Below are 22,611 nucleotides of genomic sequence, written 5' to 3'. Positions count from 1 at the left end.
GTTGAAGGGCCATCACTCTTGAGGGTTGTATATCAGTTTCACGCCATTGGTGAATAGCATCTGCTGGCCGGTATTATCCGCTGAGACTTGAAACGTTACCTGACCAGCTGTCAATTCGCCAAAGGGTGCGTGGATTTCCAATAGCCCGTCTGACGTAACCGTTCCTGTTTCCAGTTCTGCGATCAGGCCGTTGGTTTCCATCTCGTAACCGATGGAGGTCTCTAGGCGTACCAACCCTGAAAATTGGGCAATCTTGGCAGGGCCGTCGAGTTTACCAGTGGTCGCGGTTACGGATAATATGCCGCCACTCGGGTTCTCCATACGCATTCGTATGTCCTCAATATCTACTGTATCTGGGTCACCGTCCCTCGGGTGGGCGCTTGCCGCGGAGATGGCTAGCACTGCCCCGTCATCTGTCACACCAGAATACTTGGGTGCAGACAGCCGTTGTTCGCGCGCAATTTCGGTTACTTCCGCCAGATCAATGGCGGTGGGATCGTTCTTGCCGCGTGCAAACAGAAACAAAGTGGACAGCAAAGCAAGAGCACCAATAGGCAGGATAATCTTTGCGAGGCCGACGACCTGTGAATAAAGATTGTCCTTGCCACCCACGACTAAACCACACCCGCGCGGAGACAGTCATGAATGTGCAAAATTCCCAGTACTTTTCCTGAATCGTTTGAATCAGTGGCAAACAGGCAGGTGATTTTTCGGTTATTCATGATCGCCAATGCCTCGGCCGCGAGCATCTGAGATGACACGGTCGTTGGGTTTTGGGTCATGACTTCACCGGCGGAATGCGTAAGCAAACCGTCCATGTGGCGCCGTAAATCCCCATCAGTCACGATGCCGACAAGAGACTGGTTTGCATCGACAACCCCAACCACGCCAAATCCTTTCTGGCTGATGGTCAGAAGTGTCTCTGTCATTGGTGTGTCGGTTGAAACGACTGGAATAGTATCGCCGTCATGCATCAGGTCAGCCACTTTGGCGAGCTGCGCACCGAGTTTACCACCTGGATGAAATTCGCGGAAGTTTTCGGGGGTGAATTGATGGTACTCCATCAGCGCGACAGCGAGCGCGTCACCGAGCGCGAGTGTCATCGTCGTGGAAGACGTCGGGACGACACCATAACCGCAGGCTTCGCCAACTTGTGGCAAAACGATACTCACATCGGCCCGCTGCAAAAGCGTGCTGTTGGCGCGGCTGGCGACGCCAATCATCGGAATCCCAAAGCGACGGGTGTAAGTCACCAGATCGACAAGTTCAGGAGTCTCGCCTGAATTCGAAAGCACGAGCACAACATCCCCAGATGTCATCATGCCCAAATCGCCATGGCTTGCTTCGGCTGGGTGGACGAAATGTGCTGGCGTCCCAGTGCTGGCAAAGGTCGCAGCGATCTTGCGTGCGATATGGCCGGACTTGCCCATGCCAGAAACGATGACGCGGCCTTTTACGTTTAGCAAAAGATCAATCGCGCTGGCAAAGCCATCGCCCAAACCATCTGCAAGCTGCTGCAATGCGGCAGCTTCTTCGGTGATGACCCGGCGACCGGTGTCCAAGAATTTATCTGCGTCTGACATCAGTGCGAAAAGATGTCGGTTTCGGGCCAGCCTGCAACGTCCAGCTTGGCACGAGTTGGTAGGAAATCAAAACAGGATTGAGCAATTTCGGTTCGGTCTTCGCGTTCCAGCACGACATCGAACGCAGACTTGAGTTTATGAAGGTGCAACACATCGGATGCAGCATAGTTAAGTTGGGCGTCGGTCAATGTCACGGCTCCCCAATCGCTTTGCTGTTGATGCTTGGAAATATCGACCCCAACCATATCTTGCAGTAGCGTCTTAAGCCCGTGACGATCTGTATATGTCCGCACCAGTTTCGACGCGATCTTAGTGCAGTAGACCGGCGCGGTCAGTGCGCCAAACGCATTGTAGAGCGCCGCGATGTCAAAGCGCCCAAAGTGGAATAGTTTTAATACGTCGGGGTTTTCAAGCATCGCGCACAGGTTTGGCGCGTCTGTATGACCCTTTGCAACTTGAACAAGGTGGCAATCACCGTCGCCGGACGACATTTGAACGAGGCATAGGCGGTCGCGATGCGGGTTAAGTCCCATCGTCTCGCAATCAATTGCAACAATCGGCCCAAGGTCCAGCCCGTCCGGCAAGTCGTTCTGGTATAAATGGTTGGCCATTCGCTGTTCCTTTGGGTGTCTTCCCTATCAGATACGGTGTGGGCATCAATTCCTCAAGGCTACTGGATAAAATGCGTCGTAGGGGCGGCAATCCGCAAGGGGTTTTTCGCGTTCGTTTCTAACCACGTTCTAAATTCCGCGGCAGGCATAGGTTTTGCATAACCGTATCCTTGGCCAACGGCGCAGCCTCGATCATTTAGATGCTGCGCTTGTGCGTCTTCTTCTATGCCCTCTGCAACGACGTGAAGTCCAAGTTCACCTGCGAGTGCGAGGATCGCCCTGACGATGCTATCCGCTGCCGCGTCCGGTAGGGGCGCTACAAGGGAACGATCAAGCTTGATCCCACTTAGTGGCAATTGCGTCAGTTTGGATAAAGATGCGTAGCCGGTGCCAAAATCGTCAAGTTCAAGCCCAATGCCGCATTCGGAAAGGCTGTCGATGTTAATGGCGGCCATATCGTCGGCCCCGTTAATTAACGTGGTTTCCAGCACTTCAATGTTGACTTGGTCCACCCCTAGGCCCGACCGTTGCAGTTCAAGCAAAAAACGTTCGATCAGATATGGGTCGGAAATGGTGTCGGGTGCAGCGTTTAGCGAAATGCAGGGATGCCAAAGGCTTTCTTTTTGCCAAAGCTCGGCATGCGCCATCGCGCTGCGCCAAATCGTGTGGTCCATTTCAATGATTAGCCCAGCCCTTTCTGCGGCCGGGATAAACCTGTCAGGCGTCAACAGGCCGCGCGTGGGATGACGCCAGCGGGCCAAGACTTCAGCACCGTGAAGGCACCCATCAGATAATCTGATTTGGGGCTGAAACCACGGTTCTATCTCTCCGCGTTTGATCGCGTCGCTTAGTTCCATCTGGAGCATGCGAAAGCTGTCGACTTCGTCCCGAAGCGATTGCGTAAACTGTTGTGTGCTGTTCTCGCCCGCGTTCTTGGCGGTTTGTAGCGCGATCGCTGCATTCGCGATGACGCTCATTGGGTCGCTCGTCTTTGTCTCGAATTCGACATATCCGATGCTGACATTCATTGGCAGGCGGCGACCTTTCACTTCGAACGGTTCGGTAAACGATGCACGTATCCGCGCAACCAGTTCCTCGGCAGGCTCATCAGTGACAAGAACGAATTCATCGCCGCCCACGCGCGCCGCCATATGGTCTTCGTCGATGCAGCTTTGCAGGGTTTTGCCCACCGCTATCAACAACCCGTCACCGTAGTCGTGCCCAGCCGTATCATTCACAGACTTAAAGTTATCCAAACCGACGAATAGCACGGACAACGCCTTGTTTCTGTCATGTTTAGATAACCGTTCAAGGTAGTCAGCCAGACTTGCCCGATTGGGCAATCCCGTCAGCGGATCCCGATGCGCGAGCAGTTCGAGTTTACGGTTCATTTGCTGAAGCTGCGATCGTGAGTCGCGCAGTTTTTTCGCCTGCTGTTGCAGTTGCCCAATTGTGGATTGGACGGCCAAATGGGTGGGAAGGAAAACAAATGCGGCCTCGGCAAGAAGCGTGACTGCAGAAAAAATCAAAATCGTCCGTTCCCACCATGATAGTCGGGCAGCGTCTGCATGTGCCTGCTGTTCCATCGACATGGCCGCGGCCCTTAGCCCGTCCCGCAACCCTTGTTCTGTGTATATTTCCTTTAGCTGCTGCACTAAAACGATACGCTGGTTCTTTGGTGCGTCCTCTAGCTGCGACGCCAAGTTGATAAAGTTCCGAACAAGGGAATCGAGCGAATTCGACGCATTGAAATAGTGCAGCCATTGTTTTTCGGACCGAAGTTCGCCGGAAATTGACATGGCGTAGTCTTTTTCAAAAAGTCCAATTGCTTTGTTCATCGGAGCAAAGTCTACGTCGTCAATAATGATGAACTGTTCTGCGATCAGAATGATTTCATGCGCATGCATGATCTGCGATTGGGATACTCTTATCCCGGTTGCGGCAATTATTTGACGTTCGACGATGGTGCGGTTGATGAACTGCGTAGCGGCAAGCAAGCAAAGGATCGTTAACAACGCCAAGCACGAATGCACCCACAACCGTTCCGGACGGCGGAGTTTGATCATGTTTTTGGCGCGCGATGCGATAAGTCGTATGAGCTGCATTGACGAATCCTAGAGGGTAACCGTCTGCAAGATGGACTTGATTGTTTAAGGTAACGTTAGGTGCGATTGCATTTGATTTGTTAATTAAACGTTCGTTAACCAGTATTCGGACATTCTGACGCCGGTGGTTTCGGTGAGAATGATAAAAATCCAGATGTTAAGATTAATGAAGCGCGGGTGTCGTTTGATGGCTGCGGCTGTGGTGCTTCAGGGCTGTGGCGTTGCCTATGTATCCCCAGGTGTTGTGCCGATTGATGACACTGTGATCGTGCATCAACTAACCAATGATACGTTGGAAATCGCCAACCAAACTCGCTACGTACCAAGGTCGATACCCGCTGCGTTTTCACAAACTGCCGCTAGCCGCCCATTGACCGAACCGCGTTTACCAACCTTGGGCGCCGCCCCACAGCCGACACAGGTCCCGGCGCGTATTCCCCCCAATGTGGATCCTGGCCCATATGTGATTGGGGTTGGAGATGTCGTACAGCTCGGAACCAAGTTTCCAAGTGGCGGAGCGGACCACTTGACTGGTTTGTTAGCGGCACAAAGTAACCGACAGGGATATACGGTGCAGGATGATGGCACGATCTCTGTCCCGGACGTTGGTCACGTGTCTTTGGCGGGTTCAACTCTCGAACAGGCCGAGGCCCAGTTGTTCCAAAGCTTTGTTGCCGCAGGTATTGACCCGACATTCAATTTGGAAATCGCAGAATTCAACGCTGCGCGCGTGGTGCTTGGGGGCGCGGTCGCAACGCCTGTCGTGATCCCGATTACGCTGACGCCTCTGTATTTGAACGAGGCATTGACACGGGCAGGGGGGATTGGCGCGGCCGATCCGAATTATACGTCGATCCGGATGTATCGGGATGAAGCGCTGTATCAGATACCACTGACCCAGTATTTGGCCGATCCGTCGCTGCAGAAGCTGCGGCTTTTGCCTGGGGACAGCATTTATGTGGATGTTTCTTATTCGCTTGATGACGCACAGGCGTTTTTTGAAAAGCAGATCGCGATGACACAGTTACGGCACCAAAGTCGGGCACACGCCTTGTCAGCGCTGGCGTCGGAAATTGATTTACAGCGGGCGGCATTGTCGGAACGGCGCTCTACGTTTCAGGACAGGCTAAGTCTGGACGCCGTTGCGCGCGACTATGTCTACCTAACGGGCGAGGTCAGCGTTCCGGGGCGGTTTGCGCTTCCGTTTGAACAACATGCAACCCTTGCAGATGCATTATTCGCAGAGGGTGGGTTTGCTAATATGACGGCAAATCCGTCACAAATATATGTACTCCGGGGTGACGAAAGCGGGACGGTCACGGCTTGGCACTTGGATGGAAGTAATGTCGCCAACATGGTGCTTGCGACGCGGATGGTTATGCAGCCCAATGATATCATCTTTGTCGCGGAACAACCTGTGACGCGTTGGCATCGCGTGGTTCAGCAAATTGTACCGTCATTGATCACCAGCGGTGCTGGGCTGGCCGCGAATTAGAGGTCAAAGCGCTTTCGAATGCGATCAACCTTTGTTCCGTCCAGCAACGGAATACCGTGCAGGCGATCATAGTCTTGAAACCCAAGTCCTGAATAGTAACGCAACCCAGCGACGTTATCCGCACGGATTGTCGCATCAATGACCGTTGTTCCGGCCGACAGTGCGGCTGCTTTGGTGGCGCTGAATAGGTGTTGACCTACGCCCTTTCCGGCTGCGCTGGGCGCGACGAAGCTCGCGATAATCCCCCACCCATTTGACATCGGGCCGTCAGGCTCGGTCGCCCAGCCGAGCCATTGAAACCCGATGACTTGGCCGGCGTCCTCGGCGACTTGGCAGCTAATGAGTTCCGAACCTGCGATATAGTGCGATTGCATTCTCTCTGTATCGAATGGACGTTCATGGGCAGTAGATCCACCAAGCGCGATGATTTCATTCAGCAGTGTTTTCATGCTGTCAGCGTCGGCGTTTGTCGCGGGACGAATAATCATAATTGATCCATTAATTGTTGATGTAGGGCAGTGAATTCATCACGAACCTCCATCGGCGGACGCAGCCGAATGCTCAGCTTTTCAGTCAGTGCTGTGTCTTGCTTGCCAAAGAACTTGTTCGCCTCTGCCTCGGTAAAGCCAGCGATTTGCACAGCCTCTAACCAAGCGGAAAGTTTATCTGCCTTCTTGATCTGACGCTTGATCGTTGCAGGTATCTGGGCGGGTAGCCCAAACCTGATGTGGATTGCGGTGGTAAGCCGAACGTCAAGGGCCTCATAATCTGGGCCGACGGCAGCTTTGACCGGGCTAATCATGTCGCCAATTACATATTCGGGGGCATCGTGCAGCAACGCGGCCAGTTGCCATTTTACGGGTGCGCTGGGCTGTTGCTGTTTGAAGATTTCGGTTACGAGCAGGGAATGTTCTGCTACCGAATAGGCAAAGTCACCGCGTGTCTGGCCATTCCAGCGCGCAACAAAGGCCAAGCCATGCGCGATGTCTTCGATCTCGATGTCAACTGGGGTGGGGTCCAACAGGTCGAGCCTGCGCCCCGACAACATCCTTTGCCAAGCTCGTGGTTGTTTCATAATGTTTCTGCTTCAATTAACGACTGAAACAAATGGATAGTACGTGGCTTTGGATTGTAGCAAGGCCCTTGGGGTGCTATGCGGCATCAACCTTCCTAGGAGTATGAATGATGTCGCATGATTATGTTGTAAAAGATATCGACCTCGCCGCGTTTGGTCGTAAGGAACTGGATATTGCTGAAACTGAAATGCCGGGCCTGATGGCGCTGCGTGCAGAATACGGTGATAGCAAGCCGCTTGCGGGTTCACGGATCGTTGGTTCGCTGCACATGACGATCCAGACCGCGGTTTTGATCGAAACGCTGGTCGCACTGGGCGCTGATGTGCGCTGGGCGTCTTGCAACATCTTTTCAACTCAAGACCACGCTGCTGCGGCAATCGCTGCGGGTGGTACGCCTGTCTTTGCGATCAAAGGTCAGTCACTGGTTGAGCACTGGGATTATCTTGACCGTTCCTTCCAGTTCCCAGAAGGCGCGAACATGATCCTTGATGATGGCGGCGACGCAACGCTTTACATCCTTTTGGGTGCGCGCGCTGAAGCGGGCGAAGACGTTTTGTCAGTGCCGACATCTGAAGAAGAAGAAGCGATCTTTAACCAGATCAAAAAACGGATGGCGGAATCGCCCGGTTGGTTCACGAAAACACGTGAAGCCATCAAAGGCGTTTCTGAAGAAACAACAACAGGTGTTCATCGCCTTTATGATCTGCACAAGAAGGGCCAGCTGCCTTTCCCTGCGATCAACGTGAACGACTCTGTCACCAAATCTAAGTTCGACAACAAATACGGCTGTAAGGAATCGCTGGTCGACGGTATCCGTCGCGCAACTGACACCATGTTGGCTGGTAAAGTCGCTGTCGTTTGTGGTTATGGCGATGTTGGTAAAGGCTCTGCAGCGTCATTGGCCGGTGCTGGTGCCCGCGTCAAAGTAACCGAAGTCGACCCAATCTGCGCGCTTCAGGCGGCAATGGACGGTTTCGAAGTTGTTGTGCTTGAGGATGTTGTCGACAGCGCTGACGTCTTTATCACAACAACCGGCAACAAAGACGTCATCCGCATCGAGCATATGCGTGAGATGAAGGATATGGCGATCGTTGGTAACATCGGTCACTTTGACAACGAAATTCAGGTTGCGGCGCTCAAGAACCACAAGTGGACGAACATCAAAGAACAGGTCGATATGATTGAGATGCCTTCTGGCAGCCGTCTTATCCTGCTTTCTGAAGGCCGTTTGCTGAACCTTGGTAACGCGACTGGTCACCCATCCTTTGTGATGTCGGCTTCGTTCACGAACCAAGTACTGGCGCAGATCGAGATTTGGACCAAAGGCGACGAATATGCGCCCGGCGTGTTTATCCTGCCCAAGCATCTGGACGAAAAAGTTGCGCGCCTTCACCTTGATCGGATCGGTGTGAAACTGACTGAGCTGAAGAAAGAGCAGGCCGACTATATCGGCGTCACCGTCGAAGGCCCGTTCAAGCCAGAACACTACCGCTACTAACCGGTCATGCGACACAGCATACGTCAAGCAAAGGCGCAGCAGGTCGCAAAAGAAACAAAAAAGCGCGGTCGTCCCTTATTGCAAGGGGCGGCCGCGTTGCTGTTTTTGGGGATGTTGGGGTTTGGCAGTTATCAATTACTGATGCACCCGGCGACGCCTTTGCCCCGCGAATGGAACCCGGTGCAGCCTTTGCGTATCACTGATCCGGTGACGCCGCTAACCCAGTGGAAGCTTGCGCGAGCCACCGCCACGCCTGAGTCCTGCATTGCCACCCTTGGTGATCACGGGGCGGTCACGACAATGGATGACCTTGAGATCACCGCGCAGTGCCATATTCGCAATCGGGTGACGTTATCGGGCGTGGGCCAATCACGCCTAGCTGAGATTGAAACACGCTGCCCAATCGCACTTCGCCTTGCCATGTGGGAACAGCATAGCCTTCAGCCCGTAGCGCAAGAACTATTTGGCGCAAACGTCAGCGAAATTACGCATATTGGCAGCTACAATTGCCGGGCCATGCGCACCGGAAGAGGTGACACGACCCGAATGAGCACGCATGCCACAGCGGATGCCATCGATATTAGCGGTTTTCAGTTTTCCGATGGGCGTAACCTGCGTTTGATCGACGACTGGGGTGGCGAAAGCGATGAGGCAAAATTCTTGCGGGCTGCGCGTGATGGGGCCTGTCGGTTTTTCAAACTGACCTTATCGCCCGACTACAATGCGCTGCACGCGGACCATTTCCACCTGCAATCACGCGGCTGGGGGTTATGTCGGTAAGGCGAAACATCGCCGCCTTTAGGCTTTTTTCTTTACGAAATGTAACTTGCCCCTTTAACGTGCACCCAACGCTGCGCAAACATGCGGCGTCGACTAGATAATAACACCAACACTGGGGACAATCTCATGGGTAAAAGAGACGATTTGATCGCAAAGTACGCGGACGACCTGAAAAACAAGTGCGGCATGACACCAGACATGGATCTGCTGACAAAAGTGACCATCGGTTGTGGGCCCGCGATCTATAACGCTGACGCTTCAACTGTCGCATCCAGCCAACCTGACGAGATTGCGACTGTAAAAAACAACTTCCTGATCAAGAAGCTTGGCCTCAAAGATAGCGCCGACCTTGATTCCGCAATCGACTCTGTTCTGGAAACATATGGCAAATCAGAGCGTAACAAATACCGCGCTGTCGTTTACTACATGCTGACAAAGCACTTCAAAAAAGAATCCATCTACGGCTAAAGCTGTGATGTATTGAAGGTAAAACGCCCGCAGTCTTCGCGGGCGTTTCGCGTTTTAATTAAATGCAAAATTCTATTCATTTGTCCTAGATGAACGAATGACGCTAGATATCGATCAGGACCAGTAGGTCCGGACCTACAGATTCATATGCGTGTGGTGGCTTAGGAGCACGCGGGGTGAAAAGAGGGTTCGGATTGTGTCTGAACCCTCTTTTTCAGAATAGCGTCAGGACAAGCCCAATTATGCCACACCCAAAGGTCGCGTAGCCGCCGTCAATTAGCGTCAGTTTAAAAGGGCGACCTGCGTAGGCATTGTTAATCATGATCCAAGGGCTGATAAAAAATAGCCCAACGCCCAACCCGGATGTCAGCCCTTTACCAAGCGTTTCGATGTCAGAAAGCGCAAAGATATGCCGCATCATGCCCGCTACAAGAACCATAGCAATTGCCGAAAGCACAAACGGTAGCGGGCTTCCGTCGCCATCTGGTTTGCCGTCAGCGGTCATTTTGATGCCAGCGGCCTGCATCCAAGGTTTTGCAAGTGTCATGTACCAAGCCGCGCCAAACGCAAACCCCGCTGCCGCGGCGACCAAAACAGAAATGTAGCCCATGATTTCCTCCCATTTTTGCTAATTATGGGTGGGAATTACATTTCGGGCTAGGGTTTTGTTTCGCCCATTGCGCAGACGATTTCCCATTCTTCATCAGTGACTGGCTGTACCGATAAGCGCGAGCTTTTCACGAGGGCCATCTCGGTAAGGCGATCATCTGCTTTGATTTGTTCCAGCGTGACGGGTTTGATGAAGGGGCGCACTGCCTTGATATCAACGCAATCCCAGCGTTCGTCATCGGTGGTGCTGTCTTGATGTGCTTCGGCACAGACTTCGACGATGCCGACAATCTCAAGCCCGGTGCGTGAATGGTAAAAGAACCCGCGGTCACCCAGCTTCATTGCACGCATGTTGTTGCGTGCCTGATAGTTGCGCACACCGTCCCATTCTTCGCCTGCGTCGCCTTTAGCGACCTGTTTGTCCCAACCCCAAACGTCAGGTTCGGATTTGAACAACCAATGTGCCATTAGCCCACCACCTTTTTCCAAGCTTGAATACGAACGTCGCTAAATAGGCCCGCCTTTGCATATGGGTCGTTATCGGCCCAAGCCTGCGCTGCTGCCATATCGGCAACCTCTAGTACGATCATCGATCCGCACATCTGATCGTTGTCGTCCAAGAACGGCCCCGCCATTTCGACCACACCGGTTTCCGCAATATATGCTAAATGGGCATCGCGGTTGTCTTTGCGGGTTTGCAGCGCGCCGGGTTTGTCGGTGGTGATCAGGGTAAAGCGCATTTATTCTTCCTTTAATGGGCGCGAAAGTAACGCGTTTAGCGCGCTCATCACGTCAGTTTTGTTTTCTGTTAAATCTGCCACGACTGTGCAGATTGGCATATCAATGTCTAGATCAGTCGCAAGCTGACGCACGGCGCGGGCTGTTGCCGCCCCTTCGACGGTGGTGTCGCTGTCAAAGCTTTCACCACGCCCAAGCGCTAGACCATATCGGAAGTTTCGCGACTGTTCAGACGTGCAGGTCAGCACGAGGTCACCAAAGCCGGAAAGCCCTGACAGTGTTTCAGCCTGACCGCCAAGTTCAGTCGCCAACCGCTGCATTTCAGGAAAGCCGCGCGTAATCAGCGCAGCGCGTGCGCTTTCGCCAAGGCCTGCGCCAATGGCGACGCCTGACGCGATCGCCATCACGTTCTTCAATGCACCGCCCAGCTCTGCGCCTATTGTATCGGTCGTTCGATAGATACGAAGCGATGTCGTCGAAAGAGCTGTCTGAAGGATCGCGCCATCAGTATCGTCGGCACAGGCAAGCGTAAGTGCAGTGGGCAGGCCGCGTGCAATATCTGCGGCAAAGCTGGGGCCAGTCAACATTGCAGCAATCGCATCAGGCACCAAATCCCTGATCGTGCTTGCTGGACCCGTCATCCGCTTAAGGTCGATGCCCTTGCAACAAGCAACAAGATATTTCCCTTTCAGTCGCTCAACATGTGCGTTCAAGAACGCTGGCAATGTTTGCGCAGGGATCGCCAAAAGGATGGTGTCGCAAGCAAGAATAGACTCTAATTCATCTGAAAACGTAATATTCTTAGGCAGCGTCACACCGGGTAGTTTAGGGTTAGTGCGGTCATTTTGCATTGTGGCAACCGCGTCCGGATTGCGTGCCCATAGTGAGATTTCGTTGCCGTCAAGCGCCAGTGCCACCCCCAGCGCGGTTCCAAATGCCCCGCCGCCTGCGATCCCGATCTTCATGCTTTTGCTCCCTTTTTTCCTGATCCGAGCATGGGAGCAGCCCGTTGGTCAAGCGGCCATCTTGGTCTTGCGGACAAGGTAAGATCATCGCGGTGCCCTGCTTGCATCATTTCGATCCCAGCATAGGCAATCATCGCGGCGTTATCGGTACACAAGCGTAGTGGTGGAGCGACAAAATCAGTCTCTAATCCAGCACAAAGCTGCATTAAACCGCCGCGGATCGCACCGTTGGCAGCAACGCCTCCTGCAATCGCAAAACTGCGTTTTGTAGGGTTCAGGTCAAGATAAAGCTGCATCGCACGGCGTGTCTTTTCGATCAGGACATCGGTGACTGCTGCCTGAAAGCCAGCGCATAGATCGGATTGATCTTGGACAGTTAGCCCGCCCTTTTCTGCGACCACGCTATCTCGGGCACGCAGAATAGCAGTTTTAAGGCCAGAGAACGACATATCGCAGCCGGGCTGGTTCAATAGGGGCCGAGGCAGATTAAACCGTTTCGGATCACCTGATTTCGCCGCTTGTTCGACGGATGGGCCACCGGGCTGTGGAAGTCCAAGGATACGCGCGGTTTTATCAAACGCTTCGCCGGGGGCGTCGTCGATAGTCCCGCCGATCCGCTGATATCTATCATGCGCTTCGACAATCAAAAATTGGCAATGACCGCCTGAAACCAGCAGCATCAAATAAGGGTAGGGTATTTGATCGGTCAGGCGGGGCGTCAGTGCGTGCCCCGCTAGGTGATTTACACCGATCAAGGGCAGGCCAGTCGCGGCAGAAATACCTTTTGCACACATCACCCCGGACAGAACTCCGCCGATCAGGCCGGGGCCTGCTGTGACAGCGATTCCATCCAAATCTTCTAATGTTAGACCCGCATTTTGCAATGCTTCTTCGATGCAGTGGTCCAGCTTTTCGGCATGTGCGCGTGCTGCAATCTCGGGGACGACCCCGCCAAAGTCAGCGTGCAAATCGGTTTGGCCATAGACCACGGACGACAGCACTTCGTTGTCGCGTACGACGGCGGCGGCCGTATCATCGCAGCTGCTTTCGATTCCTAGAATGGTCAGTGTCATGGCGTAACTCGGTTGCGTGTGTGTTCTAGGCAGGTAACATTGCACAACCGTCCAAACAATGGTGAGCAGATGACGCCGACCCTGATCGTGACAAGACCCGCGCAGCAGGGAGAAGAGTTCGCGCGTGTTGTACGTGAACGATACGCAGATCAGGTGCGAATAATCCTGTCTCCGTTGATTGAGATTTCGACCTTGCCGGTGGCCGATGATTTTCCGGATCTGGAAGGGGTCATATTCACGTCCGCTCATGCTGTGGGCGCCGTGAATTTGCCCGCAGGCATTACGGCTTGGTGCGTGGGGCCGCGAACGGCTGAGTGCGCAAAAGACGCGGGGTTTGACGTCGTGGTTGGTCCCGGGGATGCAAAGGGGCTTGTTGAACTGATCGTAGATCGCGCGCCCTGCGGCCGATTGGCGCATATTCGTGGGCAACATGCGCGTGGAAACGTGGCGGGGACCCTGCAAGCCCACGGGCTGCAGTGTGACGATATTGTTGCCTACGAACAGCGTGCGCTGGCGCTGACTGCAGAAGCCAAACAGGCGCTCAAGGGGGAATTTCCTGTCGTATTGCCCCTGTTTTCGCCACGCACCGCTACCATATTAAGTGAACAGAGGCAGTTTGTTGCGCCTCTACACTTAGTGGTAATGAGTGACGTGGTTAAGAAGGCAGCCGGCACGGTTGGTGCGCAAACCATCACCGTTGCCGCGCAGCCAAATGGTCAGGCGATGGTTGGGGCAACGTTTGCGCGTCTTGATGCCTTAATTAATAATGCGTCATAGTTAAGCCGATGGTTGAGCGTTCGACTCGGGCGCGCTAGTGTATTTGGATCACCCGCAAAAACGGTGGGTGAATCTGCGGAAAGGGTGAAAACGTGGCAAAACAGCCTGCCAAGGGCCGCAAGGCACCAGCGAAAGCAAAGACAACTGTCGAATCGACCGGCGCTGCTTCCCCTTTAATTGATTCAATTCCCGCTGAAGTTTATCCCAGCCAACCCGATGCAGAGCCCGAAATCATTCTGGAGCCCGTCGAAGTGGTTGAAAAAGAAGTCGCCCCTAAGCCGGAACCGGTCATTTCCGCACCGACGCCAGAGCCTGCACCTGAACGTCAGGGCAGCGGGTTTTTCCCGTTATTGATTGGTGGCGTTATCGCAGGCGCGATTGGCTTTGGTGTCGCATCACTCACTGCACCTTCGGCAGATTCTACGCTTTCAAACCAAGTTGCTACACAAGCGAGCGCTATCGAAGGGCTTAAACGCCAGGTCGCAAATATTAACGATGAAGGTTTGACCGCACTTCAAGACGCGCAGGGTGAATTATCGAACCACATTGGCACGCTAGAAACAGAATTCCGCTCGACAGCCGATGCTTTGGCAGGTCGTGTTGATGCATTGGAAGATATGCCGCGTGTTGTTGGCGACGGAACTGCGCCATCGACAAGCGCGTATCAAGCCGAGCTGGACTCTTTGCGTGCGCAAATTGCTGATATGGCCGACATCGCAGAAACGCGTCTTGAAACAGCACGTGCTGAGGCCGCTGCAATCGAAGAAAACGCCGCCGCCGCTGCACGAAGCGCGGCTGGCCGTGCGGCATTGGCGCGTATTCAAAGCGGATTGGAAAGCGGCGCACCGATCGGTGCAGCGCTTGGCGATCTCGAAGATGCTTTGGGCGCAAGCGCACCTGACGCTCTGCTTGCTGTGCAAGACGGCGTTCCGACGATGCAAAGCTTGCGCGAAGGTTACCCTGAAGTTGCGCGCGAGGCACTCGCGACTGCCCGAAGCGAGGGCGTTTCCGGAGAAGCAGAAGGCGGCTTTGGCGCGTTCTTGCGCGATCAGTTGGACGTGCGATCAACGGCGCCGCGCGAAGGTAACGATGCTGATGCGATCTTGTCGCGGGCTGAGTCCGCGCTAAATGCTGGTCGTCTTTCCGAAGCTTTGGCTGAAGTTGGCGGCTTGCCCGAAGTCGCACGCGCCGAAATGTCTGACTGGCTATCCCGTGCCGAGGCACGCGCGAATGCGCAGGCCGCAATCGATATGCTATCCACCTCACTTAGTGACAACTAAAGGCGATTTGTATGCTCTGGTCCTTGATTAAAATTATTGCGTTTGTTGTTGCCGTCACTGCGCTGACGTATGGCGCAATGATGCTGATGGACGTCGAAGGTGGCGCAACAATCGGCGTCGCTGGCAAAGAAATCACGCTAAGCACGCTGGAAATGGTGTTTGCACTGGCGGCGTTGGCCGTGACAGTTTGGCTTGGGCTGAAGCTGATGGCATTTCTTGTCGCGACATTCAAATTCCTGAATGGAGATGAAACCGCGATTTCCCGTTACTTCGACCGCAACCGTGAACGCAAAGGTTATGAAGCCTTGTCAGAAGGCATGATGGCGCTCGCCTCTGGCGAAGGTCACCTTGCCATGACAAAGGCCGCACGTGCGGACAAATACCTTAAGCAGCCTGAGCTGACGAATTTGCTAACCGCGCAAGCTGCGGAAATGACTGGCGATCGTCGCAAAGCAGAAGAAACATACAAAAAACTGCTTCAGGATGATCGGACCCGGTTTGTCGGTGTGCGTGGCATCATGAAACAAAAGCTATCAGAAGGTGACACCGCGACTGCACTGGCGTTGGCGCAAAAGGCATTCGCGCTAAAACCAAAGCACGAAGAAACCCAGGATGTTTTGTTGCGCCTCCAGGCGGAAAAGGCCGATTGGGCAGGTGCACGTCAAACATTGGGCGCAAAGCTAAAGTCGGGTTATCTGCCACGCGACGTCCACAAACGCCGTGATGCGGTACTCGCGTTGTCCGAGGCAGTCGAAATCCTCGACGAAGGCAAAACCATTGAGGCGCGCGAAGCTGCTGTTGAGGCTAACCGCCTTTCACCCGATTTGATTCCTGCCGCGATTATGGCCGCGCGTAGCTATATCGCCGATGGTAACGCCCGCTATGCCAGCCGCGTGTTGACGAAAACGTGGAATGCGCAACCGCACCCCGATATTGCCACAGCATTTGCGGAAATCGTTCCAGATGAAACACCTGAACAACGTATTAAACGGTTCCGCACGCTAACAAAGTCAACGGTGGATCATCCGGAAACCAAGATGCTGTTGGCCGAACTCAACATCGCCGCTGAGGATTTTCCTGCTGCGAAGCGCGCATTGGGTGATCTTGTCGAAAAAGAACCGACTGCGCGTAGCCTGACCCTGATGGCCGCGATTGAGCGTGGCGAAGGCGCTGACGATTCCGTCGTCCGTGGATGGTTGACCCGTGCCCTGACTGCACCACGTGGTCCGCAGTGGATTTGTGACAATTGTCAGCACATCCATCCAAAATGGGCGCCGACATGTAGCAACTGTGGTTCCTTCGATACGCTGTCTTGGAAAAATGCCCCGGCAGAGGAAGTCGCGATGCCATCCGGCACCGAAATGCTTCCGCTAATTGTCGGGCAAAATAGCAAGACGGACCTGCCAGCCGAGGTGGCTGTAGCAGAGGCCGAAATCGTCGACCCCGAACCATCAAAATAGCTTTTCGAGAGAAAATCGGGGTGCCATGAGCACCCCGAAAAGCCGCTGTAGCTCAGCTGGTAGAGCACGTCATTCGTAATGATGGGGTCGTAGGTTCGAGTCCTATCAGCGGCACCAGTTATCGTAGATTAACCGCTTCGGCTGCCTGCGGCAGTACGTAACGCATGCCAGACAGTGGTGGTGTGTTGGTTTTTAGGCGGCAATCGTATGCTGCTGAGAGCGCCTGATCGTTTAGCACGTCTTGGACGCCGCCTTGGGCCACAACCTGTCCGCGCGCAACGATTGTTACCGCGTCGGCGACCATTGCGGTCAGGTTCAGGTCGTGCATCACGGCGATGACGCCGCCACCTTGCTTTGCGTATTCTTGTAGGCACCGCATGATTAACAGCTGATGGCCGATATCGAGACTTGCGACAGGTTCGTCGAGTAACAGCCAACGGGGTTGCCCGTCTAATACGGGTTCCCAGACTTGGCATAACACCCGTGCGAGATGTGCGCGCTGTTGTTCGCCACCAGAGAGTTCTTGGAAAAACCGGTCTTCGTAACCGGACAACCCAACGCGGGCTAGTGCTTGCGATGCAAGCGCATCTTTGTTGCCATGCACACCCGACGTCAGCCCCATGCGTACAACTTCGATCACGGTGAATGGGAAAGCCAGAGTTGCTGCTTGTGGAAGCACGCCGCGGACGGCGGCCAGTTCCCAAGCCTTATAATCACCGATTGACTTGCCGTTGATTGTAATCTGCCCAGTCCAAGGGATTTCATCGGTTATCGCCCGTAATAGGGTCGTTTTTCCTGATCCGTTTGGTCCGACGATTGCGGTCACTTTGCCCGGTTCTGCGGTGAAATTGACGCCATGTAGGATTGCGGCTTTGCCGATTTTGACTTTGATGTTTGTCGCTTCAATCATTGATCAGAACTCCACCAATCCGCGTCGCCGCAAGAGAATCCATAGGAATACGGGTGATCCCAATACTGCCGTTACGATCCCAATGGGGAGTTCGGCTGGGGCGATGATCAGGCGACTGATGATGTCGGCCCCCAATAATAAAGTCGCGCCAAGCAATGCCGCATTCGGCAAAAGCGTGTCATGGTCTGGCCCGGTGGCCAACCGCAGCAGATGTGGTACCACAATCCCAATAAAGCCGATCCCACCAGAGACAGCGACCGCAGCGCCGGTTGCGCCGGCGACAATCATGATCGCCGCAGATTTCAACCGCTGAACTGGAATGCCAAGGTGGGCAGCTGTGGCTTCGCCCAAGGCTAAACCGTTCAGCCCTTGCCCCAAGAAGAACGATGCGACGACGGCAATCCCGATCAATGGAACGGCGACGACCACTTTGGCCCATGTTGCCCCAGCCAGTGATCCCATGCCCCAAAAGGTGAGGTCACGTAGCTGTTGATCATCGGCCATATAGACCAAGATCCCAGAAACCGCCCCTGCCAGTGCACCAAGTGCGATCCCTGCCAGCAGCATCGTTGCGACAGACGTTTGCCCGCGTCGCGTCGATACGCGGTACAAGATAATGGTGGATAACCAGCCGCCAAAGAAGGCCGAGAATGACACGAGGTAGTTGCCAACTACATCGCGTAGCCAAATCGGTAGCAACGCACCAAGAACAATCGCGACAATCGCGCCTAGCCCGGCACCAGCGCCAACGCCCACAAGGCCGGGATCGGCCAAAGGGTTGCGGAATAGGCCCTGCATCACAGCGCCCGACACGGCCAGCGATGCCCCCACGACCATACCAAGAATCAACCGTGGAAGCCGAATATCCCATAGGACAACACGTTCCATTGTGGTCAATTCGTCGCCCGTGATCAGCTTACCCAACGCACCCCACAGGGACGTGCCCGTGGGGCCAGTCGCGAGGCTAAGGATTGCAGTGACGGCCAGTAGTGCGGCCAGCCAAATATGCGCGCGGCGGGCTTTGGCCCGCCGATCCTCGCGCTGAATTGGGACCGTTAGATTGTCTGCGACGGTCATTGTTACTCTCCGTAGAGCGCGGCGCTTAGTTCAAGGACCGCATCTGCGGTGCGTGGACCAAAGCCAAGCAAATAGAGGCCGTTCATACGCAGGACAGATTCCGTTTCAGCGGCTGGCGTCGTGACAATGGCAGGCATCGATAGCAGTTCAGAATTGTCCGCGCCGTGATCGCCGCCTCGGTCCATCATCAAGATGACATCGGGCGCGGCAACGCTGATGGCTTCGTCGCTGAGTTGCTTGTACCCTTCGAATTCAGCGATGGCATTCACGGCACCGGCCATTGAAATGATGCTGTCCGCTGCTGTGTTCCGACCTGATGCCATGATGCGGCCACCTTGGGTGCTTAGGATGAACAGGACGCGTTTGGGCGTTTCACCAGCGCGGGCAGTTGCGGTTTCTTCGGCAGACTGCAGCTTTGTGTCGATTTCAATAGCGAGCGCTTCGGCCTCATCCGTTGCGCCGACAGCTTCACCCACTGCACGGATCTTGGCGACGATCCCAGCGCGTGAGAATTCGTCGGTGATCATGACAAGCGGAATGTCCGCAGCCTTTAGCACGTCAATTGTCTCGGGCGGTCCCGCGCCGTCTTCAGAAACGATGAGGCCGGGCGACACCGAAAGAACGCCTTCGGGGGACAGGGCGCGCATGTAGCCGACGTCAGGCAGATCATTAGCCGCTGCCGGGAAGCTAGAGGTCGTATCGCGCGCGATCAGTTGGTCGCCCTTTCCAAGCGCGTAAATGATCTCGGTGATAGAACCACCAATGGACACGATGCCTTGGGTTTCTTCGGCTTGCACTAAGTTTGGCACAACTGCTGTGAGCGCGGCAAATGCAGCCGCTTTGATTTGCATCCGCATTATACTGTCTCCGCCTGCTTAAGACCGGGTAGGCCGTTGACCACATCATCCCATGCCGGGCGGTGGTTGTTGTCTGGTTTGCCTACTCCGAAAATCTGGAAGATGTTGCCGCCATCTGCATCGAACGCCTCGAGCGAGATCGCAGGACCGCGTTGGGTCGGTTTCTCGACCGCCCAGACCTCTGCGATGTGGTCGGCGCGTAGATGCATGTTAAAACGTGGATCCATGACGTTTTGCCAAGGCCCCATTGGACGCAGCGTTTTGATCGGGCCACTGTGAATTTGGATGCAGCCACGGTTGCCGGTAAAGACCATGATCTCGATCTCTTGGGCGACAGCTGCTTCCAATGCTTGATTGACAGCTTCGATAGCAAGCGGACGCACGAAAGGGGCGCCAACAATCCGATAAGCGCCAAGACGGTTCATCTTTAGTTTGCTGGTCAGGCGCATAAACTGATGCGTATCCGTCATGCGCGTCCATTCTTTGCGCAATATGTCCAGTTTTTCTGGCTCCGCCTTTGGGGCCTCTGTCGGGACGCGCGGTGTCGTGGCGATTGTCTGGCTCTGATCTTCGCTCGCACCAGTGTCACGGGCATTTTCCCAGACGGCATGGCTGGTCGGATCGCGCAAAAAAATCTTGTGAACCGCATCGCCGGCCGTGTCAAATACCTGAATGCTGCGGCGCATGGATTCATCTGTGCGCTTTTCAAACAAGAACGCGTGTTTCCAATGTGCCGGGAAAATCCGTAGGTCGATGTCATCTGCTAGTACCATCGACGCATGCGGACCAGAGCGGTAGTTTTCGTAAACGCCAACCTTTTCGTTTACGCAGCTTTCGTTGCGGGTCAGGGCCATGACTTCCCCCAGCTGCTGCGCAATTCCCATGATGTTGTCGGGGTGAGCGTCGATACGTGTCGCGCCCTCTCCACAGTAGGCGGCAACGATCTCGCCTTCGCTGATACCTAGCTTGTGAGCAAGGTCGCGTTCGCGGGTTTTGGGGTTCTCAGCGTGTTGAGTCCGAATGTCTTCGGGTGTCATCAGGGTTGTATTGGCCATGGGTCACCTTGCTTGCATGCAATTTCAGTGGGTTATGGCTGGGCCGGGAATGCAAAAACCGCCTGGCTAGGGCGACATGAAAATGTCGCGGGTTTATTCTTGACAGAATTAGTATGGTTTAATAGCGAAGCCACAGCAGATGCAAATATAATTCGCACCTCAGGACAAAAAACACGCGCCGCCAGCCCAAAAAGCAAGCCTAGCAACAGTCAGCTTCAAGGGAAATGAAATGGCAAAAGTACAAGTAAAAACAACGTTGTTAAGCACGGCCAGTATCGTATTAGGGATGCTGGTCGCGCAGGCTGCAGTGGCGCAAGACGGTACATTTTTGGGCACGATTCAGTTGTCAGAAAGTAAGCGCGACGTGCAAACGGATACAGCGGTATCGGTGACGGAGGTTGATCAAGATGAAATCAACGACCGTCAAGCGGGTACGATCGCAGAATTAATTGATTCTGTACCCGGCGTTTCACTGATTAATGGATCAACACCGCAAAGCTCTGGCATCAATATTCGCGGCTATGGTGCGAACGGCACATACGGGTCTGACCAAAAGGTTGCGATCATCGTGGATGGCGCATCGGTTGGATCAGAAGAACTGTATCGCATCGGTACTCAGCTTTACACAGATCCAGAACTATACAAATCGGTCAGCGTCATCCGTGGAACCGTCGGCAGCTTTGCGTATGGTTCCGGCATTGTTGGTGGCGTCGTGCAGCTTGATACCAAAGATGCGTCCGACTTTACGAATGGTGAGATCGGGTTCAAGGTTCGTGAAACGCTCCAGTTTTCTAGCAACGGCGATGGGGTGACTAGCTCTACAATTCTAGCTTGGCAGCCCACCGAGAATGTGGAATTTCTTGCCAACTACACTCAACGCTATCTTGATGTTCAAACTGATGGTCGCGGTGACGATATTACCGAACAAGGCATCGAGCTACCATCTGGCTTGATCAAAGGTCGGTACGTGTTTGGCGAAAACAACGAACAGGCGATTACGCTATCTTATACTGATACCCGAACGGATGAACGTGCAGTCCCATACGATTCATTCAGCGGCAATCCGATGTTTGGCTATGTGAACCGTGAAACGCACAATGTCACTACTGCATTGAATTATGCTTATAATCCGGTCGGCAACGATCTTATCGATTTAGACGTTACCCTTTCGTATTCAGATCAAGATATTCGGAGCGAGGATGCTTCTGGCGTAGGTAGCAATTTGTTGGATGCCGATAACCGCTACCAAACAACCAAACTGCGTGCTGCCAATACGAGCCTATTTGACACGGGTGGCGTTGGCCATACGCTGCAGGCTGGATTAGAACTGATACACAAAGATCGCCTCAACGCGTATGCCGCTCCGGGCGGTACAGATGAACGGGTTGCAGTGTTCTTGATCGACGAAATGCAGTTCGGCGACAACTTTACTCTAACGCCTGCTCTGCGTGCGGAAGTCTCGCATCTTGAAGGTGATACTGCACCCAACGATGGAACTTATGACAATGACGCGGTAATGGGTGGGCTGTCGGCGCGCTATGCATTTGACAGCGGCTTTGCTGTGTTTGGTAGCGCCGCATATACAGAAAATCTGCCAATTATCGATGACTTGGGTAATGTCCCGTACATGACACAAAGCGAGAAGGCTGAAACCTTTGAACTGGGTGCGTCATTCGACAATCTGGATGTGTTCACATCCGGCGATAGCCTCGCCGTAAAAGCGAACGTCTATCAAACGACACTCTGGGATGTGACCTCTTACTCGCGCGTTTCTAAGGTCGAGACCGAAGGCGTTGAAATCGAAGCATCGTATTCAATGGAAAACGGAATTTATGCCGATGTGAACGCCAATATCGTTGATGGTACATCGTACGATCTAGCGGATGTCGCAGGCGACTGGGATAACACCCCGGCAAATAGCCTTCAGTTTGCGCTTGGGAAAAAGTTTGGTGAAGAACTCGACCTAAGTTTTGAAACAGTTGTGGATGCAGACATCACCCGCGATGGAACCAAATATGAAGGGTTTGTCGTCAATAACCTTCGCGCAACATATGTACCGCAATCTGGCATTCTGGAAGGTACGCAAATGCGTCTCGGTGTCGAAAACGCATTCGACGCTGAATACACCCCCAGCCTGGCACTTAACGCGGCTCCTGGCCGTAACGTAAAACTCACCCTAGCAAGGACCTTCTGA

The 22,611-nt window shown here is 54.0% G+C and carries 23 protein-coding genes and 1 tRNA gene; 9 read left to right on the top strand and 15 right to left on the bottom strand.

All coding sequences use genetic code 11. The annotated features are described in order from the left end of the window. Positions 1-12 precede the first annotated feature (12 nt). The 4 genes from lptC to ACHUEV_RS08715 are packed head-to-tail and all read right to left on the bottom strand — an operon-like array spanning position 13 to position 4,299. A complete protein-coding gene (gene lptC / locus ACHUEV_RS08730; protein WP_394178960.1) occupies positions 13-612 on the bottom strand; it encodes an LPS export ABC transporter periplasmic protein LptC in 600 nt (199 codons plus the stop codon). Positions 613-614: 2 nt separating this feature from the next. Beyond that, positions 615-1,583: a KpsF/GutQ family sugar-phosphate isomerase gene (locus tag ACHUEV_RS08725; RefSeq protein ID WP_394178958.1), complete on the bottom strand. Its 969-nt coding sequence runs from the start codon at positions 1,581-1,583 to the stop codon at positions 615-617. Then, positions 1,583-2,194, bottom strand: a complete 612-nt coding sequence (locus tag ACHUEV_RS08720; RefSeq protein ID WP_394178956.1) for a ribonuclease D — start codon at positions 2,192-2,194, stop codon at positions 1,583-1,585. Before ACHUEV_RS08720 ends, ACHUEV_RS08725 begins: the two co-directional genes overlap by 1 nt. A gap of 59 nt (positions 2,195-2,253) precedes the next feature. Continuing rightward, complete coding sequence (locus tag ACHUEV_RS08715) at positions 2,254-4,299, bottom strand: putative bifunctional diguanylate cyclase/phosphodiesterase (protein ID WP_394178954.1); 2,046 nt, start codon at positions 4,297-4,299, stop codon at positions 2,254-2,256. Positions 4,300-4,486: 187 nt separating this feature from the next. Between ACHUEV_RS08715 and ACHUEV_RS08710 the strand changes: the two genes are divergently transcribed. Beyond that, the gene (locus tag ACHUEV_RS08710) at positions 4,487-5,794 is read left to right on the top strand and encodes a polysaccharide biosynthesis/export family protein (protein WP_394178952.1); all 1,308 of its coding nucleotides are present in this window, start codon (positions 4,487-4,489) and stop codon (positions 5,792-5,794) included. On the opposite strand, the gene ACHUEV_RS08705 is transcribed toward ACHUEV_RS08710, so the two are convergent. After that, the gene (locus tag ACHUEV_RS08705; protein WP_394178950.1) at positions 5,791-6,282 is read right to left on the bottom strand and encodes a GNAT family N-acetyltransferase; all 492 of its coding nucleotides are present in this window, start codon (positions 6,280-6,282) and stop codon (positions 5,791-5,793) included. The genes ACHUEV_RS08710 and ACHUEV_RS08705 overlap by 4 nt on opposite strands. Beyond that, positions 6,279-6,869 (bottom strand): HD domain-containing protein, encoded by a 591-nt coding sequence (locus ACHUEV_RS08700; protein WP_394178948.1) that lies wholly within the window; start codon positions 6,867-6,869, stop codon positions 6,279-6,281. Before ACHUEV_RS08700 ends, ACHUEV_RS08705 begins: the two co-directional genes overlap by 4 nt. A 110-nt stretch (positions 6,870-6,979) precedes the next feature. On the opposite strand from ACHUEV_RS08700, the gene ahcY reads away from it, so the two are divergent. From ahcY to ACHUEV_RS08685, 3 genes are all read left to right on the top strand, one after another. Next, on the top strand, positions 6,980-8,368 hold the full coding sequence (ahcY, locus tag ACHUEV_RS08695) for an adenosylhomocysteinase (protein WP_394179265.1): 1,389 nt from the start codon (positions 6,980-6,982) through the stop codon (positions 8,366-8,368). A gap of 6 nt (positions 8,369-8,374) precedes the next feature. After that, positions 8,375-9,148: an extensin-like domain-containing protein gene (locus ACHUEV_RS08690; RefSeq protein ID WP_394178946.1), complete on the top strand. Its 774-nt coding sequence runs from the start codon at positions 8,375-8,377 to the stop codon at positions 9,146-9,148. A gap of 126 nt (positions 9,149-9,274) precedes the next feature. Further along, positions 9,275-9,616, top strand: a complete 342-nt coding sequence (locus tag ACHUEV_RS08685) for a DUF2853 family protein (protein WP_106358642.1) — start codon at positions 9,275-9,277, stop codon at positions 9,614-9,616. Between the two features lie 214 nt (positions 9,617-9,830). Here ACHUEV_RS08685 and ACHUEV_RS08680 read toward each other — a convergent pair whose 3' ends face one another. The 5 genes from ACHUEV_RS08680 to tsaD are packed head-to-tail and all read right to left on the bottom strand — an operon-like array spanning position 9,831 to position 13,001. Further along, entirely contained in the window at positions 9,831-10,226 is a 396-nt protein-coding gene (locus tag ACHUEV_RS08680; RefSeq protein WP_106358641.1) for a DUF1761 domain-containing protein, read from the bottom strand. Positions 10,227-10,273: 47 nt separating this feature from the next. Further along, entirely contained in the window at positions 10,274-10,693 is a 420-nt protein-coding gene (locus ACHUEV_RS08675; protein ID WP_106358640.1) for an EVE domain-containing protein, read from the bottom strand. Beyond that, a complete protein-coding gene (locus tag ACHUEV_RS08670) occupies positions 10,693-10,965 on the bottom strand; it encodes a YciI family protein (RefSeq protein ID WP_394178943.1) in 273 nt (90 codons plus the stop codon). Before ACHUEV_RS08670 ends, ACHUEV_RS08675 begins: the two co-directional genes overlap by 1 nt. Continuing rightward, positions 10,966-11,928 carry an NAD(P)H-dependent glycerol-3-phosphate dehydrogenase gene (locus ACHUEV_RS08665; protein ID WP_394178941.1) on the bottom strand — a complete coding sequence of 321 codons (963 nt, stop codon included), beginning with the start codon at positions 11,926-11,928 and terminating at the stop codon, positions 10,966-10,968. Next, the gene (tsaD, locus tag ACHUEV_RS08660) at positions 11,925-13,001 is read right to left on the bottom strand and encodes a tRNA (adenosine(37)-N6)-threonylcarbamoyltransferase complex transferase subunit TsaD (protein WP_394178939.1); all 1,077 of its coding nucleotides are present in this window, start codon (positions 12,999-13,001) and stop codon (positions 11,925-11,927) included. The genes ACHUEV_RS08665 and tsaD overlap by 4 nt, the downstream gene beginning before the upstream one ends. Before the next feature lie 69 nt (positions 13,002-13,070). On the opposite strand from tsaD, the gene ACHUEV_RS08655 reads away from it, so the two are divergent. The 4 genes from ACHUEV_RS08655 to ACHUEV_RS08640 all read left to right on the top strand — a co-directional run bounded on the left by ACHUEV_RS08655 (position 13,071) and on the right by ACHUEV_RS08640 (position 16,635). Then, positions 13,071-13,778: a uroporphyrinogen-III synthase gene (locus tag ACHUEV_RS08655; RefSeq protein WP_394178937.1), complete on the top strand. Its 708-nt coding sequence runs from the start codon at positions 13,071-13,073 to the stop codon at positions 13,776-13,778. 92 nt (positions 13,779-13,870) lie between these two features. Continuing rightward, positions 13,871-15,058 (top strand): mitofilin family membrane protein, encoded by a 1,188-nt coding sequence (locus ACHUEV_RS08650; protein ID WP_394178935.1) that lies wholly within the window; start codon positions 13,871-13,873, stop codon positions 15,056-15,058. A gap of 11 nt (positions 15,059-15,069) precedes the next feature. After that, complete coding sequence (locus ACHUEV_RS08645; protein ID WP_394178933.1) at positions 15,070-16,518, top strand: heme biosynthesis protein HemY; 1,449 nt, start codon at positions 15,070-15,072, stop codon at positions 16,516-16,518. A gap of 41 nt (positions 16,519-16,559) precedes the next feature. Then, positions 16,560-16,635: transfer RNA gene (locus tag ACHUEV_RS08640), tRNA-Thr, on the top strand. 1 nt (position 16,636) lies between these two features. Here the strand turns inward: ACHUEV_RS08640 and ACHUEV_RS08635 are convergent. Genes ACHUEV_RS08635 through ACHUEV_RS08620 form a run of 4 tightly spaced genes read right to left on the bottom strand, consistent with a single transcriptional unit; the run spans position 16,637 to position 20,417 of the window. Beyond that, the gene (locus tag ACHUEV_RS08635; protein ID WP_394178931.1) at positions 16,637-17,428 is read right to left on the bottom strand and encodes a heme ABC transporter ATP-binding protein; all 792 of its coding nucleotides are present in this window, start codon (positions 17,426-17,428) and stop codon (positions 16,637-16,639) included. Between the two features lie 3 nt (positions 17,429-17,431). Then, positions 17,432-18,505: a FecCD family ABC transporter permease gene (locus ACHUEV_RS08630; RefSeq protein ID WP_394178929.1), complete on the bottom strand. Its 1,074-nt coding sequence runs from the start codon at positions 18,503-18,505 to the stop codon at positions 17,432-17,434. 2 nt (positions 18,506-18,507) lie between these two features. Beyond that, positions 18,508-19,356 carry a heme/hemin ABC transporter substrate-binding protein gene (locus tag ACHUEV_RS08625; RefSeq protein WP_394179263.1) on the bottom strand — a complete coding sequence of 283 codons (849 nt, stop codon included), beginning with the start codon at positions 19,354-19,356 and terminating at the stop codon, positions 18,508-18,510. A 5-nt stretch (positions 19,357-19,361) separates the two neighbouring features. Then, positions 19,362-20,417, bottom strand: a complete 1,056-nt coding sequence (locus tag ACHUEV_RS08620; RefSeq protein ID WP_394178928.1) for a hemin-degrading factor — start codon at positions 20,415-20,417, stop codon at positions 19,362-19,364. A gap of 229 nt (positions 20,418-20,646) precedes the next feature. On the opposite strand from ACHUEV_RS08620, the gene ACHUEV_RS08615 reads away from it, so the two are divergent. Beyond that, on the top strand, positions 20,647-22,611 hold the full coding sequence (locus ACHUEV_RS08615) for a TonB-dependent receptor plug domain-containing protein (protein ID WP_394178926.1): 1,965 nt from the start codon (positions 20,647-20,649) through the stop codon (positions 22,609-22,611).

It is taken from the genome of Yoonia maritima, assembly GCF_043641945.1.
Classification (GTDB): domain Bacteria; phylum Pseudomonadota; class Alphaproteobacteria; order Rhodobacterales; family Rhodobacteraceae; genus Yoonia; species Yoonia maritima_B.
This window is presented reverse-complemented; position numbering and strand designations above follow the sequence as displayed.

Excerpts from the sequence above, each read along its gene's own strand:
- ACHUEV_RS08720 (WP_394178956.1), bottom strand. The coding sequence starts at position 2,194 with ATGGCCAACCATTTATACCAGAACGACTTGCCGGACGGGCTGGACCTT.
- ACHUEV_RS08700 (WP_394178948.1), bottom strand. The coding sequence starts at position 6,869 with ATGAAACAACCACGAGCTTGGCAAAGGATGTTGTCGGGGCGCAGGCTC.
- ACHUEV_RS08685 (WP_106358642.1), top strand. The coding sequence starts at position 9,275 with ATGGGTAAAAGAGACGATTTGATCGCAAAGTACGCGGACGACCTGAAA.
- ACHUEV_RS08710 (WP_394178952.1), top strand. The coding sequence starts at position 4,487 with ATGGCTGCGGCTGTGGTGCTTCAGGGCTGTGGCGTTGCCTATGTATCC.
- tsaD (WP_394178939.1), bottom strand. The coding sequence starts at position 13,001 with ATGACACTGACCATTCTAGGAATCGAAAGCAGCTGCGATGATACGGCC.
- ACHUEV_RS08715 (WP_394178954.1), bottom strand. The coding sequence starts at position 4,299 with ATGCAGCTCATACGACTTATCGCATCGCGCGCCAAAAACATGATCAAA.
- ACHUEV_RS08725 (WP_394178958.1), bottom strand. The coding sequence starts at position 1,583 with ATGTCAGACGCAGATAAATTCTTGGACACCGGTCGCCGGGTCATCACC.
- ACHUEV_RS08625 (WP_394179263.1), bottom strand. The coding sequence starts at position 19,356 with ATGCAAATCAAAGCGGCTGCATTTGCCGCGCTCACAGCAGTTGTGCCA.
- ACHUEV_RS08670 (WP_394178943.1), bottom strand. The coding sequence starts at position 10,965 with ATGCGCTTTACCCTGATCACCACCGACAAACCCGGCGCGCTGCAAACC.
- ACHUEV_RS08690 (WP_394178946.1), top strand. The coding sequence starts at position 8,375 with ATGCGACACAGCATACGTCAAGCAAAGGCGCAGCAGGTCGCAAAAGAA.
- ACHUEV_RS08655 (WP_394178937.1), top strand. The coding sequence starts at position 13,071 with ATGACGCCGACCCTGATCGTGACAAGACCCGCGCAGCAGGGAGAAGAG.
- ACHUEV_RS08635 (WP_394178931.1), bottom strand. The coding sequence starts at position 17,428 with ATGATTGAAGCGACAAACATCAAAGTCAAAATCGGCAAAGCCGCAATC.
- ACHUEV_RS08675 (WP_106358640.1), bottom strand. The coding sequence starts at position 10,693 with ATGGCACATTGGTTGTTCAAATCCGAACCTGACGTTTGGGGTTGGGAC.
- ahcY (WP_394179265.1), top strand. The coding sequence starts at position 6,980 with ATGTCGCATGATTATGTTGTAAAAGATATCGACCTCGCCGCGTTTGGT.
- ACHUEV_RS08665 (WP_394178941.1), bottom strand. The coding sequence starts at position 11,928 with ATGAAGATCGGGATCGCAGGCGGCGGGGCATTTGGAACCGCGCTGGGG.
- ACHUEV_RS08645 (WP_394178933.1), top strand. The coding sequence starts at position 15,070 with ATGCTCTGGTCCTTGATTAAAATTATTGCGTTTGTTGTTGCCGTCACT.
- ACHUEV_RS08705 (WP_394178950.1), bottom strand. The coding sequence starts at position 6,282 with ATGATTATTCGTCCCGCGACAAACGCCGACGCTGACAGCATGAAAACA.
- ACHUEV_RS08680 (WP_106358641.1), bottom strand. The coding sequence starts at position 10,226 with ATGGGCTACATTTCTGTTTTGGTCGCCGCGGCAGCGGGGTTTGCGTTT.
- ACHUEV_RS08620 (WP_394178928.1), bottom strand. The coding sequence starts at position 20,417 with ATGGCCAATACAACCCTGATGACACCCGAAGACATTCGGACTCAACAC.
- ACHUEV_RS08630 (WP_394178929.1), bottom strand. The coding sequence starts at position 18,505 with ATGACCGTCGCAGACAATCTAACGGTCCCAATTCAGCGCGAGGATCGG.
- ACHUEV_RS08615 (WP_394178926.1), top strand. The coding sequence starts at position 20,647 with ATGGCAAAAGTACAAGTAAAAACAACGTTGTTAAGCACGGCCAGTATC.